Source organism: Providencia sp. LY12 (genome assembly GCF_057621555.1).
This window is the reverse complement of record NZ_CM172594.1, coordinates 3906546-3920416: the sequence shown is the minus strand read 5'-3', so window position 1 is coordinate 3920416 and position 13871 is coordinate 3906546. Positions and strand designations below refer to the sequence as shown.

Here is a 13871-nt window from a genome sequence, read left to right as displayed (position 1 = left end):
TCCCCTGTCAATAGCAGATAAGAGGTGGGTATTATGCAACTTAGGAGTATTTTCATGTTAGTGGATTCATTACCCTTGATAACAGCATGACTTAAGCTACTGAGCACGATTGTACATATAACAGTGGGATCAGTTTGCCTGATTGATTGCCATCCGCAAGGCAATGACAAAAGTGTCTGAAGTGAAAACATAGCGTTATCAGATATGAGATTTGTCATGAGAAAGGATATCAACACACAGTGAGTGGCACGCGTTAACGATATTAATCCTTTTGATCCTCCATATCCCTTTAGCATGCTTATCGACTGAACAATACATATTCATCCATGATACTTGTTAATCCCCAATTTTCAGCTTGCCTATCAATCAACCATTCCAGAAGTTGTTCTTTGGATTTCAACTTAAGTGTATGATTCCAATCGTCTAACGGTGACCCTAACAGCAAATCATACCAACATAACCACACCAATTTCGGGCGTATTTCCGGATCATTAAATTGCTGAAATAAACTGATTAACTTGTTCGCAAAGGAGTGCTGTTTAAGACGCACACATTCACTGAGGAGTATACCTTCCAGCATAGGGTGGTAGCGTAATAGCCGTTCATCAATATGAAAACTCAGGTTTAAATCCTCTTCTTCGGTGAGCTTGTCAGGGTAGGCATTGCCATACACCAGTCGATAGAGACGAGCAGGAATAACCGCCACCTGGCAGGCTTCATGACTCGAAAAACGAATATACGACACCATCAAATAGTGACTGTTTTGAATGAGTGAATGACACATCCCCTGGCAAATGGACAACTTCGTATACCCATTTAACCAACGTTGATAATAACTCAGTAACTCTTCATAACGAGCGGGCAGCTTTTTCATACTCTGGGTACTCCATAAATTAATTCATACAACAAATATGTTTTAAATTGAATACGTTGACTTCGAAAAGGTTAACACCGAGAAGCCACAAGACGCGCTTGCAGCCATTGCTCAACTTCGCTCTTTAACCAGCGGGAGCTACGTCCCAGCTTGATAGGTTTGGGAAACTCGCCATCTTGGATCAATTTATAAAACCATTTATCCGTTAATCCAGTTAAATGGGTTATAAATTTCATATCAACAAATTGGTCATCTAATAGGGGAATTGTTTGCATGTGCATTATTGAACTCCTGTCTTTAACGTTAAAAGGCAGAAGGGATATCGATAGGTGTTTAGGGATATCTCTCTTCCAAAAGATATCCCCTTCATGTTTTTTATTGGTAGATTAACGGCTGCATCCGAAAGAACGCTCGCCATCACCATAATATTTTGTATGTTCTTTGGCTAAGTAACGACAACGCTGATTTAATTCAAATATCATCCGTTCATTGTCGGGTTTATTATTATCCAGACACGTTATGGCTTTTTCTGGGATATGTACTAAATAACGTTCAGTAGGGTAATTCACACCAATAGCACTACACCATGCCTGCTGTATTAATGCATAGAGAGTCCCTTCGGTTTTAATAAAATTACCTAGGAAAAAATAGACATCTTTATTTAATAGTAAAAGGACATGGTAATGTTTTTTGTTGCTTATCTTACCAAACTCTCTGACCCATACATAAAATAATGAACATGAATAATTGCGTTTCCATATTTTACTTTTACGTTTTAGGTCAGCATTTATTTTGGCTTTTAACGATTCAAAAAATCGAGTGATGACATTGGAATCATCTAAGTGAAATATATTTGATGAAGGAAATCTCAAGTCCACTCGAATAGCAATAACACGATTATGTGTTAGGAGAGATTTACGGATGGTGTGGTTTATCTTTTGAATGTAATGCTCATTGTAGGTGTAACTAGACATGATTGATACCTTTGGTTGGTTTTATTTCATATCTAGATATGGGTGTTGTTAAAAATAAGAATTCACACTTTAGCTAAATGACGAGCATATGGATGAGTGAGTCAGTGACAGGGTAATGTTTAATCTTTTAGGTGTGGTTATGGGATAGGTTTTCTTTATTAAGATAATACTATACCAACACGGCAAAGCTCTTCTCTATCTCATCACCGATGACCGTGACAGAGCGATTTTGAACAAAAAATGAACGCCCCTTTTTCAGATAGATCTACTCTGATATTAACTTATGCAAATATTATGGCTATTTTTAATAAGCATTTACACGATTATAGTGACTTCCAGCACATAAAACCAAGGTTTTACATGATATAAAATCACTATAAATACTACGTAAAATACTACGTAAAATACTACGCAAAATACTACGTAAAAGTATACATAGATTACTACATGGAGAGAATGTATGGTTAATATAGATGTAAATGATAATTATTTGGATTTAAGGCAATATTATGCTGTCTTATTCTGTATGCTTTCAGAAAAAACACTGTCAATTAATGATCTTTATAAAATGATATTTGAGGCAAAAAATAAAAATGTGAATACATTATTTAGTGAGTTAAATCAGCATGTCAGGGGTAGATTTAAAAATGTTGATTATTATTTAAGAGAGGTAGAGAGAAAAATCATTCCAATAGAACAACTATCTTTTTTAAGAGATGAAAGAATATCATATTTTATCTTAAACTTTCTCATGAAATCGTATAATAAACACCTTATAGAAAATGATTATAAATCAATTATGACTGGAGTGTATAATTATTCACCTTTAAATTTGATTCCAATAATGGGTAAAAATATACCTTTTCATTATATTGTTTGTTTTTTGGATTTTATAGTTTTAGTTATGCCCCCTAAAGATTTTAATGCGACAGTTTTTTACATGAAAGATAAAGCGTCATCTATTGCCAAAGAATATCCAGAGCCTTTTTCATTTTTGTCAAAAAAAACTGAAGCATTAAAATGGATAGCAGAGAGGATGATACGCGAAAATATTGCTGCTGCTGATGATGTTAATGTTCTTATTAAAAATAATGATTGGAAAGCCATTGTTTCCTGTTTTGATTCTTGGGCTATCACTTCAAGCGTAGAACGTGTAAAGTTTTTTTTATCTCAAACCAAGAAAGCATGGAGCCAAAAAAAATATCGTGATGGCGTTAAAGATAAGGCTGTGCTGAATACGTATATTTCCAAATCATCAATGTTAAAATTAAAAAAAATAGCTAAAAATCATAATAAAAATATTAACGAAATTATCGAGGCGATGATTGAGCAAATTGATCTGCCACGAGATCCACTTGAAGAACTCATAATGTTAGTTGAAAAGAAAAATTAAAATAATTTCAAATATATATTATTACCTTGAATAATAAATTTATTTTCAAGGAGTTTGTATGAATCAACACACTGAATTGGAGAAGGCTATCGCAGCCTTTCCCTTTTCATTTAAAACGCCATTTTTTAACCAACTCAGTCAACTCATCAACTACTCCCCCACCATTGGTCTGATAGGTAAAACAGGAGCAGGCAAATCCAGTCTTATTAACGCACTATTCCAATCCCAACTATCGCCTGTGAGTGATGTCTCCGGCTGTACACGACAAGCCAAACGCTTCAGTATGACGATGAACAACCATACACTCACCTTTATAGATTTACCCGGTGTAGGTGAAAGCATCGAACGAGATAAAGAGTACCACCAGCTCTACCGTAACTTACTGCCAGAGATGGATTTAACCATCTGGGTTCTCAAAGCTGATGACAGAGCATGGTCATCAGACGAGCAGTGCTACCACTTTTTAACTGAGCAATGCGGTTATCAACCAAGTCGCTTTCTATTTGTGCTGAACCAAGCCGACAAAATAGAGCCCTGTCGCCAGTGGGATGAACACAACCACCAGCCATCCTCAGAACAAATGGTTAACTTGGAACTGAAGCAACAAGCCGTAGTAACCGCCTTTAAGCCACATCATCCTGTGATGACGGTTTCTGCTGTCGAAAACTATCAACTCACTGAGTTAGCAAAGCAATTAATACAGGCGTTACCAGCACAAGCCAGTAGCGGGGTAGCTAGGCAACTGAACAACACTTATCGGACGAAATCCGTGGAAAATTCAGCACGTAACGATTTTGGACAATGTGTTAGTGATATTGTTGATACCTTAATCGATATCATTCCATTACCTCCACTGATAAAACATACGTTCAGCACCGTCAAAAACAGCATCGTATCCGTTGCTAAATCCCTGTGGAGCCTATTCTTTTAACCTCCTACGTTAATTCCTTATTTATCACTCTCAGCGTCAGTCCTGTAAAGGACTGGCGCTTTTTTATTTCTTTTTATTGGAGTTCCAACTGATGACTAATACAACTGAATATACTGTTGCAATGACACTCGTCCCCGATGAACAACGTCTTGATTTTTGGCTCCACCATTTTGGTGACGTGAAAGGCTGGGCCACGTTTGAAGTGGTGATATTTACCACAATGGGGCAGCTTTGTGATGACTACCATGGCGGGTATTGGGAATATTGTACCTTATCCAATGGTGGCGCCTTTATTTACCCTGACTTAAACAATAACCCCCTCACCCTATTCAATACCCATAATGGGCATAAAGCACAGGTTAGTTGTGAAGCTGCTGGCATTGCCGTCTGCCTTATTCTCTACAGCATTTGGTCATTTAAAACCGAAAGTGACCTGATGTGCGACCGCTTTTATCAACTCCGTGACTATGCCGCAGAGCATGCAGAATCTGCCGCTATTTTCTATTTAATTGATTAATTAGGAGTACCACCATGACTCGATTAGCTTCACGCTTTGGTTCAGCCAACAGTATTCGTCGTGACCGCCCACTCACCACCGATGAATTATACCGAACTGTACCGAGCGTATTTTCAGAAGATAAACACGATTCCCGAAGTGAGCGATATTGCTACATCCCAACTATTACCTTGTTAGATAGTCTGCAAAAAGAGGGCTTCACTCCGTTCTTTGCTTGCCAAACGCGTGTCCGCGATATCAGCCGCCGAGAGCACACCAAGCATATGCTTCGATTGCGCCGTCATGACCAAATCACAGGCAGCCAAGTCCCTGAAATTATCTTACTCAATAGCCATGATGGCTCCAGCAGTTATCAAATGTTACCGGGCTTTTTTCGATACGTTTGTGCAAATGGGCTGGTTTGCGGGGATAGCTTTGGCGAGGTCAGAGTGCCGCATAAAGGGAATGTGGTGGATAAAGTCATTGAAGGCGCTTATGAAGTATTAGAGACCTTCGAGGCGATTGCCGATAAACGTGAGCAAATGCAATCATTAATGTTGCCCTCTTCAGCGCAACATATCTTTGCCCAAGCCGCGTTAACGTACCGTTATGGTGAAGAGCATCACCCCATCACCGAAACCCAAGTGTTACAACCTCGTCGTTTTGAAGATAAGAAAGACGATTTGTGGACCGTCTACCAACGTTTACAGGAAAATTTAATCAAAGGCGGATTATCCGGTCGAAATGCAAAAGGAAAGCGTGCTCGCACGCGTTCTGTAAATGGCATTGATGGCGACATCAAACTCAATAAAGCGTTATGGGTACTGACAGAACAAATGCACTCGCATTTTTCGGGGCGTGAACGCTTATAGCCACAGTGCAACATAAACAGGGCTTAATCTGGAGTGAACACCATGAAACTCTCTGAACGGCAACGAAAAACGTTAGCCAATGTTAAGCTTAATTACAGTCTACTCTGTAATCAAAGAACATTGCTCTCATTGGAGAAGAAGGGCTTAATCCAATGGCATATCTCACAACGGTGGATACTCACTGAATTGGGTTTTACGCGATTAAATGAAGCCAAAGAAAACCGTTAGATTTCAACACACCAAATAAGCGTAACACACATCACTAAAGCTAACCCCCAAGGTTATCTTTAACGCTTACCCTACATGCTTACTGTCCCACGAATAGTCTCTCTATTCCCCTCTCCACAATCAATTGATCGGTTTCGCCGATCGATAAGGGGTTATTGATAGTATTGATCGATATTACCGATCGTATTCTATTTATTGATAGGTAAAACAGATCGATTAAGTTAAACTATCTCACGCTAAATTGTCTTTATGTCAGTGATATCAAGGTGATTGAGTCAAATCATTCGCCCCCCCTCTGACATAACGCCACTCAACCACACTTAATGTGATATTGATTAAAAGGAAATCACTCATGAAAAAAGCGTTTATTGTTTCAGCCCTAATGGGGTGCGTTGCATTACCGGCATTCGCTAACTCGGATGACAGTAAAACCGGGCTCTACGTCACCGGCAAAATGGGCGCATCCATTGTGCAGATGTCAGGCCAACAATTTGTCTACAGCGGCTATGCTGATGCAGGTGATAACGGCACAAAAAATGGGGAGAGCCATCGCACGGGTGTATTTGGCGGTGGACTTGCCTTGGGCTACGACTTTGCCAATCAATTTGATATCCCTGTCCGCGCTGAATTGGAATTTATGGCGCGTGATAAAGCAAAAGCAACCTACAACATCCGCGACCGTGTGCGTAACGGTGTCCATCAAACTCGTGATATTAAAAACCAAATCAAACTCAATACGTTAATGGTCAATGGGTATTACGACATTAAAAATAACTCAGATTTCACGCCGTATATCTCTGTAGGGCTAGGCTATGCGGCCGTGGATTTTAAAACCACCCGCGCTGATGCTTATACCCCAGGGCTCTCTTCGCATGATACTCACACGCATACCGCCAATAACTTTGCCTGGAGTGTCGGTGCGGGGATGAACTATGCCATCAATGACGATTGGGATATGGGTCTGAGTTATCGCTATTTAGATGCCGGAAAAGCCGACATCACGACAGCGGTGGGCGATGGGGAAAACACCTCAAAAGTCAACGTGAAGGCCAACGATATCCTGCTTGGTCTGACTTACCGTTTCTAACTTGACAACATGATTTATGCCTAACGGAAATACAGAACAAGGTATTTTGCTACCTATACTTCTGCATTACTCATGAACGGCTCAACACGTAATGCCATAAATTCAATTAATTGAAAGGAAAATCATCATGAAAATTAAGACAATAACACAGTTTCATTATCACGTAGGACAACGTTGCCCTGATTGTGGCTCCTCCGATGACATTATCCCTTGGGGAAATGGTTGGATGTGCCGTGATTGTGGGTGTGAATGGGGTAAAGACAACGGTTATTTATAAGGAGGACAATCATGAGCTTTTGGAAGAAAGTCGGGGCACTCGCCAAATCAGGAGCGGTCAGTGCATTTAATGAAGCCGTCGCGTTTAATGATAAGCAGCAGAAGATGAAAAATCAAAGTGATGATGAACTCATTCGCATCACACAAGACAACGGCTATTTTAGCCGCACCACCGAAGCAGATAAACGCCTCGCCAGGGCAATTTTAAGACAACGTCAAAAATAATGACTCAGGACCGAATTCGGTCCTGATTTTCTATCAAGGAATCCTCATGAAATATCCCCTTAATACACTCCTCTTACCGATTGCCTTATTGGCTTGTAGCTCGGCGTTTGCAGCAAACAAACCGCCTGCGAATACTATCTGGGAATATAAAAACGATAGCGGTAAAACATTATGGCAAGTGTGTGGCAATCAAAATAGCACCTGTAAAATTGTCGGTTCTACACCGCATTATGTGGCTGTTTTAAATCATAAATCCGCATCAGGCTGTGCGTTTGGTGATTTTTATATTGTGGCAAGAACAGACGGTTTCTGGCAACAGCGAGACACGGGCACATGTAGCCCTAACGCCTATGTCCAAAAAGGAACCATTAATAATGGTCAATACTCTACTGTGGACATTGGTGTTGGCGGAACGGTCGTGGCCCAGTATCCTATAGGTTACTGGAGTATGCAAAAAGAACTATCAGGCAAAAAACGTCCACGTTGGAAAGAGAAAGACCGCAGCCAAGGTGGTGTGAAAACGGATATGGAAGCTTATGAAAGAATGACCAAATACGGTCACCTTTCTGATGAAGAATATCAAAAAGTTAAGCAAAAAGAGAAAAAATCATAACCTCGTTTGGGCACAACTGTGTGCCCTTTTATTTCTTCATGATTAACACAATGAAAAATTTGATAAAAGGTAACTTATGAACAAAATTAATTTATTTGTTGCTGCGGGTATTTTAGCATTAAGCACATCGGCCATAGCAGAAGAACAACGCTATGCGAGTATTACGCATACAAGCTCAAATTTTATTAATCAAGGTGACTGTGGTTACTCATTTACCCTTGATAATGGCGGTAACCATATGGTTTTAGACCACGCTGAATTTGGCGCGCTTGAGATAACGCTGCGAATGAAAGGTGGACAAGGAAAAGTATTAGGGGATACGGTACTGGAAGTTGACCCCTTTGGTGATTCTAGTGCCACCCGAACTACATTTACAGGATTAGAAATCCCTTGCGAAGACATTGGTGAGTTTGAGGTCGTTAAAGCAGTGGAAGATCAGAATGGTCATAAGGTTGAATTACCACTATCTATCTTTGAGGCTAATAATCCAGAGTTAGCTAAGGTTTCGGTAGCAGGAAAATGATATGTTAGTAATGGTGATGGTTTCGTCAGCATTACTCTCAAACTATAAGGTTTATTAATTTAGCATATTGAAGATAAAAGGATTACATGAAAATATTTAAAGAAATAAAAGAAAATATTTATCTAATTGTGTTTTTATTATTATTGATCTTTAATTTTCTTATCGTTAATTTTAGTTTCCCATTTAAATACGAAAATGTTATTCTGGCATTTATTTATAATAATTATACCTTTCTGTATCCTGTGTTTTAAAATGGGGTATTCATTTCTAGATTTTGGTTTTTTATTTTATTAGTAATATATATAATATATTTTGTTGTAAGCGCTATAGCAGTTAGTTTTTTCATGAAAATAAGTAATATGGATATAACTAATTCACCATTTCTTGAGTTAATATGGACATTCTCATCTATGGTATTTATTTTATTTTTAGTTTTTCAGCCGCTTTTGTATATATTCTTTTTGAAAATGGCTGGTAAATTGAAGGGAAGTTGCTTCATAACTACAGTGCTTCTTTTGGCTGCTGCTACAATCGTATTATCATTAGTTTTACGGTGGATTTCAAATTTCATGGTGTTAGCTCTGGATATTTCTACTGATTATGAGTGGAGAGTCTCAGCACATTGCGGTCAATTGGAAATTTCAGAACCTCAAGAAAGATACTTGGGCTTCCATATTGATAAATACACAGTATATTTTTCTGATAGAGATGAAGAGTGGGGTTTTGAAGAGTTGTGATGTATCAAGGATGAACTTGGTGATGATAGATATATAAGATTACCTATAGATGGGAGTTCCATGCCTAAGTGATTTAATGATTCCGAGAAAGAGTAAAATACTTTACTTAAATAAGGTCTCTTACAGGGTACAATGCAATAATACCATGTTAAAGTTAGTGATGTTGGTCAGCTTACTAGAATAACAATTACCTGAATTGGATAACCATCAGAAAAAGTAAGAATTTCATCTGTTGGTACATACGTTGGTATAAATAAATTTATACTTTAATATTTTAATTTAGATCATGAGGTTAAGTTTTATGTACGAGTCCGGCCTTCGCACCAAAAATCAGACGCTTAAGGCGTCTTTTTTTATGTCTAGAATTTGTGAGTTGTTGGTTTTTTCTTTTGTTTTTTCATCTATCAAATTTAAGAATCAAGTAATTATTGTTAATGATGATAGATGTGCGGATATTTCGATAGTAGTTAAGGTCGAGCTACCAATATCCTACTCAATAGAATAATTCCTATGGACGAAGAATAATAAAAAACACATTTTTATCTGATGTTAAGTTATCTTCTGGGGTAGGTGGAAATTTAGTATTTTCAATTAGCTCTATACCTCGAATGCAAAGCTTTTTGTCATTATTACTATTTTTATCATGGGCAATAGCTGAAATCAATTTGCCGTCATTATCGAGATTGACCTTAATTTCACACTCTTTTCCCTTATAAAGGTCTACATCATAAAACCGACTCTGAATAGATTTTTTTAAATTTGAAGCATAAATATCCATTGGATGCTTATTAGCTGAGGCTGAGTTTAAATAAGCAGGAAAAAGAATGGCAAAAAAAAGAATGTAATTTTTCAAATTAATGATCATTTAATCGATCTATATTTAATAAAAATAATTTACTTCAACATCTTACGAAGTAAAAAATCAGCTGCATATGCGACTATAGGAATTAAAAATACACCATGTATTACATAAGATGTCATAAATATGTGACCAAATACTCCAGTGGTTGAACCTATACTGGAAAATTGATTTGGACTAGCAATATAAATATTGATGTACCAAGTGATTACCGACAGTATGTACGGTAGAACTATGTAAAATAAAAAACGATAGCCATTATTCATTTTATTTTTAATGTATAAAAAGAATAAGGGGGCTATAGATAAAAGGTAAATAGCAAAAATGATACTCAATAAGGTTTGATGTTGAAATATAGGCACTGTATTCATTGCTTTCGGATACAGCCTGAAAAAAAACTCATGAACCATTTCAAGGTAATAAAATAAAATACCTAAAGATAATGAGATATAGGATATTTTAGTAGGCATCTTATATCACTGAAGCCCATGTTTTTTTTCTAATTTACGAAGTAAGAAACTAAAAGTGTAATCTGTTAGTGGTATTAACCACACACCATAGATTATGTAGGATACTATAAAAATAGCTTCAAACTCACCGTAGCTACTGAGTTTTCTATAAAATTTAACACTGGGAATGTAATTTGTATAGAGCCATGTCATGACAGATAGTAAATATGGCAGCAGTAAAAATGTAATATGTTTATTAATTGTTTTATGGAAGAACAAAAGAATGGACATAAAAATTGCCAAGCCAATAAATACAAACGTTAACATTTCTAAGTTCTGATGGATTAAGGCAAAATTATCAACTTGTCGAAAAAACGTAAAAAAAACTTGTTTTACCATTGTTAGGTAGAAAACAAGAATGCCTAAGCAAAACGCTATATAGTTATTAGAACCCTTAATTAAGTTAAATTTAGTTTTCATTACATTGTTTTATGAGTTTACGGAAAGAAAAATCCGCAGGGTATGCAATCAATGGGATTAACCAAACACCATGCATTATATATTGAGTAATAAATAGCGCTCCCCAAACACCCGTTGTTGTTCCTAGTTTCTTTCCCAAATCAGGATCAGGTAGAATGTTGATGTAATACCAAGAGATGATTGATAGAAAATAGGGCAGAATAATAAATATAAAATGCTTATTCGGAAATTTTCTTATACAAAGCATAATGAGCAAGACAATTAAGGTAATACATAGCATATCCGTGAGTAAGCTTAAATGATCATCATATTGCCAAAATCGTCCTGGTTTAGGGAATATTTTAAAAAAAATACCTTTAACGGATTCAAGATAGAAAAAGATAATGCCTAGACAGTAAGCAATGTAGGATGCGATATTTCTCTTTTTAATAAGCGCCATTTAGCTTCCACCATTCTCGGCTTGGAAAATATAGATCCATCAATTCACTTTTGAAAGTACTTGGCCATCTCATGTATGCAACAGTTGGTAGCTTACTGAATATACCTCCACTTGCCCTCAAAGCTTCAGATATTTTTGCAGCACAGAAACCAGGAAAAACACCTCCCATCTCATCTATGATTTGTATTAAATGGTCGGCTTGTTTTTTCGGTATAGTAAATTGAACTATAGAGACATTTGGCCCACTTGCAAGGTGATAGAATAAATAATCATTCCACTCCCACATTGGATAAGGAAATTGGTCATTCGATCCCCTATGAGTTGGTGCGCCATCTTCACAGCGTCGATTATAGCAGCCTGTATATGAGCCTCCTGGATCATAAAGTATGGCGTCTTCTCCATCACCAATAATAAGCCCGATATGTCCTTCCCAGTCTATAGCTATCATCACATAGATATTAATTGGATCTTTTATAAATGCTTCGTTGATAGGTGAATTTGAGGTGATTACTGGTACATTGTGAGTATTATTAAAAACATTATTAACAGTTGATGATGGCTTAGGTGTTGTTATTAACTGCTTTTGTTCAATTTCAACGAAAGATCTTGCTTGGGCTGGCTCATCATCTTTACTGTAGCAATCAGTGATGGAGTTTATTAGCCTTGCTTTGCATGGGCAGGAGCTAAAGCTATCCAGTGTTCCTGCCATCATTCGACCATTACCCCATACATTGCTAACGCCACCAAGTATGTTGTATGTCCCAGAATGCTTTCCGCAGGTAACCAGATCGCCTTGACGTGCAGCGGATCTTCCATGAAATATAAAGGTATTGTCACCAGTTAAAATCTGACCGCCACACGTTGTTTTATCACCTACTCGCAAAAAATAGCCTATTGCCATGTTTATCACCATTCCTTTGGTTAACTTAAGTGAAATGAGATTGTTGATTATCAATCGGCAATTAACAAGCTATTTTTTATGATTCGGAATAAATACACTCAAAATGTTGCTAAGAGTGTTTCTACCGCAGGAATATCAGCGGATGCCCAATCTACATCCTTTAACTTTTCTTTAGAAAGCCAGCGAGAATCAATATGTTCTGTAAGTTCTACCGTTCTATTTGGTAATTCAATTACAAAGCAATGCATTGTGATATCAAAGTCAGGGTAGCTATGTTCGATAGTTAATAAAAACGTTGGGTCGGTAACTGTAATTTTTAACTCTTCATTTAGTTCTCGAATAATTGCAGCGACAAGTGTTTCACCGACTTCTACTTTGCCGCCAGGGAACTCCCATTTATGGCTAATATAATCTAGCTTCGAGAAGCCCCTTTGCACGGCTAGAAACTTATCTTCATTTTTCAGCACAGCAGCGACGACTTCAATATGCTTCCTGATCATTGGTTGTTCGCTTCTAATAATTCTTTATTTCGGTTTTTTAGAGTCTCAATATCTTCGTCATTATTAACGATATGCATTTTCTTGTGGCAGTTAGGGCATAGGGCTACGGTATTTTCACATGTATCATCACCACCTTTGGAAAGCCAAACGATATGATGTGTTTCCAGATAAGGCTCGCCTTTAGTATTTTTAAACGGAGCGGGTTGAAGACAAAGCTGACATTGTCCTTTCGCTAATCTTTTAGCCAAGTCAGCGACCCAAATATTTCTCTCATAATTTGTCGATTGCTGCTGATAACAAGTCGCTACTTTTCCACTTCCAGTGGCTAATTTTTGAAGCTCCTCGATAGATAATTTTTTTGCTTTGTGAGTTCTAATATTATCTATGTTGTCTCGATCTTTTTGCTGAACTTGCCGTTCGCCTGAAACTAGTGTCAACGGGAAGATATATACTTTTCTAAGCTTTCCTTGCTCATCAGGTTGTGTTTCTTGATATGGAGCGCCGTCAAGAACAACTTCACCCATATAGGTGTACTCTTGGTCTTTAAATACCTCAAATAGGTGAATGGAAACTCCGTTATTTCCTGATTCTGCCAAAGTTTTATTTTGTTGGAAGCTTAGGCTTTGATCACCTTTAGTACCCATGCCGGTATAATGAAGTACATTGTTGGACCATCGGTTATCGTAGATAGATTTGATGTGATTTGAGATAATAATTAAAGTATTTGTTTTGTGTGCACGACGCATACCGCCTTGGGGGCTACATCCAAATATTTCACAGAGCTCTGCGTTGTTAAGTTTTGTGCCTATTTTTAGATCATTATATTTATACACAATATTTTTTACTCCCTTCTTAGCATATTCAGAATTAACAAATCTTGAATAATTACTAGCTCAATTAACTTTCATACTTTACAGGTGATAGTTGAGCATTGGAATAATGTGTATGTTTAATTTTGCAGAATATCTTAACGCCTTTGGGTATATGAAAAGCTTTTTCCTTTCAAAGTTATTG

19 protein-coding genes are annotated in these 13871 nt (G+C 37.4%); 11 read left to right on the top strand and 8 right to left on the bottom strand.

What is annotated here, in order from left to right; all coding sequences use genetic code 11:
* Positions 1–298: 298 nt before the first annotated feature.
* The 3 genes from ACY3ZI_RS18575 to ACY3ZI_RS18565 form a co-directional block, all read right to left on the bottom strand.
* Entirely contained in the window at positions 299–874 is a 576-nt protein-coding gene (locus tag ACY3ZI_RS18575) for a hypothetical protein (protein ID WP_487375663.1), read from the bottom strand.
* 71 nt (positions 875–945) lie between these two features.
* Entirely contained in the window at positions 946–1155 is a 210-nt protein-coding gene (locus ACY3ZI_RS18570; protein ID WP_487375662.1) for a helix-turn-helix transcriptional regulator, read from the bottom strand.
* 105 nt (positions 1156–1260) lie between these two features.
* On the bottom strand, positions 1261–1848 hold the full coding sequence (locus ACY3ZI_RS18565; RefSeq protein WP_487375661.1) for an inovirus Gp2 family protein: 588 nt from the start codon (positions 1846–1848) through the stop codon (positions 1261–1263).
* A 460-nt stretch (positions 1849–2308) separates the two neighbouring features.
* Here ACY3ZI_RS18565 and ACY3ZI_RS18560 point away from each other — a divergent pair, with 460 nt between their 5' ends.
* From ACY3ZI_RS18560 to ACY3ZI_RS18510, 11 genes are all read left to right on the top strand, one after another.
* On the top strand, positions 2309–3241 hold the full coding sequence (locus tag ACY3ZI_RS18560) for a hypothetical protein (protein ID WP_487375660.1): 933 nt from the start codon (positions 2309–2311) through the stop codon (positions 3239–3241).
* Positions 3242–3299: 58 nt separating this feature from the next.
* Positions 3300–4172 (top strand): GTPase family protein, encoded by an 873-nt coding sequence (locus ACY3ZI_RS18555; RefSeq protein ID WP_487375659.1) that lies wholly within the window; start codon positions 3300–3302, stop codon positions 4170–4172.
* A 91-nt stretch (positions 4173–4263) separates the two neighbouring features.
* Complete coding sequence (locus tag ACY3ZI_RS18550; RefSeq protein WP_487375658.1) at positions 4264–4689, top strand: antirestriction protein; 426 nt, start codon at positions 4264–4266, stop codon at positions 4687–4689.
* 14 nt (positions 4690–4703) lie between these two features.
* Positions 4704–5540, top strand: a complete 837-nt coding sequence (locus tag ACY3ZI_RS18545; protein ID WP_487375657.1) for a DUF932 domain-containing protein — start codon at positions 4704–4706, stop codon at positions 5538–5540.
* Between the two features lie 42 nt (positions 5541–5582).
* Positions 5583–5768, top strand: a complete 186-nt coding sequence (locus ACY3ZI_RS18540) for a hypothetical protein (RefSeq protein WP_487375656.1) — start codon at positions 5583–5585, stop codon at positions 5766–5768.
* A 352-nt stretch (positions 5769–6120) separates the two neighbouring features.
* Positions 6121–6855: an outer membrane protein gene (locus tag ACY3ZI_RS18535; protein ID WP_487375655.1), complete on the top strand. Its 735-nt coding sequence runs from the start codon at positions 6121–6123 to the stop codon at positions 6853–6855.
* 127 nt (positions 6856–6982) lie between these two features.
* Entirely contained in the window at positions 6983–7132 is a 150-nt protein-coding gene (locus ACY3ZI_RS18530; protein WP_487375654.1) for a hypothetical protein, read from the top strand.
* Positions 7133–7143: 11 nt separating this feature from the next.
* Entirely contained in the window at positions 7144–7356 is a 213-nt protein-coding gene (locus ACY3ZI_RS18525; protein ID WP_487375653.1) for a transposase, read from the top strand.
* 46 nt (positions 7357–7402) lie between these two features.
* Positions 7403–7969, top strand: coding sequence for a hypothetical protein (locus ACY3ZI_RS18520; RefSeq protein ID WP_487375652.1), 567 nt, complete (start codon positions 7403–7405; stop codon positions 7967–7969).
* A gap of 76 nt (positions 7970–8045) precedes the next feature.
* Positions 8046–8492 carry an IrmA family protein gene (locus tag ACY3ZI_RS18515; RefSeq protein WP_487375651.1) on the top strand — a complete coding sequence of 149 codons (447 nt, stop codon included), beginning with the start codon at positions 8046–8048 and terminating at the stop codon, positions 8490–8492.
* A 344-nt stretch (positions 8493–8836) separates the two neighbouring features.
* The gene (locus tag ACY3ZI_RS18510; RefSeq protein ID WP_487375650.1) at positions 8837–9229 is read left to right on the top strand and encodes a hypothetical protein; all 393 of its coding nucleotides are present in this window, start codon (positions 8837–8839) and stop codon (positions 9227–9229) included.
* A 508-nt stretch (positions 9230–9737) separates the two neighbouring features.
* Here the strand turns inward: ACY3ZI_RS18510 and ACY3ZI_RS18505 are convergent.
* The 5 genes from ACY3ZI_RS18505 to ACY3ZI_RS18485 all read right to left on the bottom strand — a co-directional run bounded on the left by ACY3ZI_RS18505 (position 9738) and on the right by ACY3ZI_RS18485 (position 13690).
* Positions 9738–10094 carry a cell envelope integrity TolA C-terminal domain-containing protein gene (locus ACY3ZI_RS18505; RefSeq protein WP_211886904.1) on the bottom strand — a complete coding sequence of 119 codons (357 nt, stop codon included), beginning with the start codon at positions 10092–10094 and terminating at the stop codon, positions 9738–9740.
* Positions 10095–11006: 912 nt separating this feature from the next.
* Positions 11007–11456 carry a hypothetical protein gene (locus ACY3ZI_RS18500; protein ID WP_108478872.1) on the bottom strand — a complete coding sequence of 150 codons (450 nt, stop codon included), beginning with the start codon at positions 11454–11456 and terminating at the stop codon, positions 11007–11009.
* Complete coding sequence (locus tag ACY3ZI_RS18495) at positions 11443–12357, bottom strand: PAAR domain-containing protein (protein ID WP_336431247.1); 915 nt, start codon at positions 12355–12357, stop codon at positions 11443–11445. The genes ACY3ZI_RS18500 and ACY3ZI_RS18495 overlap by 14 nt, the downstream gene beginning before the upstream one ends.
* A 98-nt stretch (positions 12358–12455) precedes the next feature.
* On the bottom strand, positions 12456–12857 hold the full coding sequence (locus ACY3ZI_RS18490; RefSeq protein ID WP_211886906.1) for a (deoxy)nucleoside triphosphate pyrophosphohydrolase: 402 nt from the start codon (positions 12855–12857) through the stop codon (positions 12456–12458).
* Positions 12854–13690, bottom strand: a complete 837-nt coding sequence (locus tag ACY3ZI_RS18485) for an HNH endonuclease (RefSeq protein WP_487375649.1) — start codon at positions 13688–13690, stop codon at positions 12854–12856. The genes ACY3ZI_RS18490 and ACY3ZI_RS18485 overlap by 4 nt, the downstream gene beginning before the upstream one ends.
* Positions 13691–13871 lie beyond the last annotated feature (181 nt).

What these genes read in the sequence shown, in the direction of transcription:
- ACY3ZI_RS18575 (WP_487375663.1), bottom strand. Translation starts at nt 874, where the DNA reads ATGAAAAAGCTGCCCGCTCGTTATGAAGAGTTACTGAGTTATTATCAA.
- ACY3ZI_RS18570 (WP_487375662.1), bottom strand. Translation starts at nt 1,155, where the DNA reads ATGCACATGCAAACAATTCCCCTATTAGATGACCAATTTGTTGATATG.
- ACY3ZI_RS18565 (WP_487375661.1), bottom strand. Translation starts at nt 1,848, where the DNA reads ATGTCTAGTTACACCTACAATGAGCATTACATTCAAAAGATAAACCAC.
- ACY3ZI_RS18560 (WP_487375660.1), top strand. Translation starts at nt 2,309, where the DNA reads ATGGTTAATATAGATGTAAATGATAATTATTTGGATTTAAGGCAATAT.
- ACY3ZI_RS18555 (WP_487375659.1), top strand. Translation starts at nt 3,300, where the DNA reads ATGAATCAACACACTGAATTGGAGAAGGCTATCGCAGCCTTTCCCTTT.
- ACY3ZI_RS18550 (WP_487375658.1), top strand. Translation starts at nt 4,264, where the DNA reads ATGACTAATACAACTGAATATACTGTTGCAATGACACTCGTCCCCGAT.
- ACY3ZI_RS18545 (WP_487375657.1), top strand. Translation starts at nt 4,704, where the DNA reads ATGACTCGATTAGCTTCACGCTTTGGTTCAGCCAACAGTATTCGTCGT.
- ACY3ZI_RS18540 (WP_487375656.1), top strand. Translation starts at nt 5,583, where the DNA reads ATGAAACTCTCTGAACGGCAACGAAAAACGTTAGCCAATGTTAAGCTT.
- ACY3ZI_RS18535 (WP_487375655.1), top strand. Translation starts at nt 6,121, where the DNA reads ATGAAAAAAGCGTTTATTGTTTCAGCCCTAATGGGGTGCGTTGCATTA.
- ACY3ZI_RS18530 (WP_487375654.1), top strand. Translation starts at nt 6,983, where the DNA reads ATGAAAATTAAGACAATAACACAGTTTCATTATCACGTAGGACAACGT.
- ACY3ZI_RS18525 (WP_487375653.1), top strand. Translation starts at nt 7,144, where the DNA reads ATGAGCTTTTGGAAGAAAGTCGGGGCACTCGCCAAATCAGGAGCGGTC.
- ACY3ZI_RS18520 (WP_487375652.1), top strand. Translation starts at nt 7,403, where the DNA reads ATGAAATATCCCCTTAATACACTCCTCTTACCGATTGCCTTATTGGCT.
- ACY3ZI_RS18515 (WP_487375651.1), top strand. Translation starts at nt 8,046, where the DNA reads ATGAACAAAATTAATTTATTTGTTGCTGCGGGTATTTTAGCATTAAGC.
- ACY3ZI_RS18510 (WP_487375650.1), top strand. Translation starts at nt 8,837, where the DNA reads ATGAAAATAAGTAATATGGATATAACTAATTCACCATTTCTTGAGTTA.
- ACY3ZI_RS18505 (WP_211886904.1), bottom strand. Translation starts at nt 10,094, where the DNA reads ATGATCATTAATTTGAAAAATTACATTCTTTTTTTTGCCATTCTTTTT.
- ACY3ZI_RS18500 (WP_108478872.1), bottom strand. Translation starts at nt 11,456, where the DNA reads ATGGCGCTTATTAAAAAGAGAAATATCGCATCCTACATTGCTTACTGT.
- ACY3ZI_RS18495 (WP_336431247.1), bottom strand. Translation starts at nt 12,357, where the DNA reads ATGGCAATAGGCTATTTTTTGCGAGTAGGTGATAAAACAACGTGTGGC.
- ACY3ZI_RS18490 (WP_211886906.1), bottom strand. Translation starts at nt 12,857, where the DNA reads ATGATCAGGAAGCATATTGAAGTCGTCGCTGCTGTGCTGAAAAATGAA.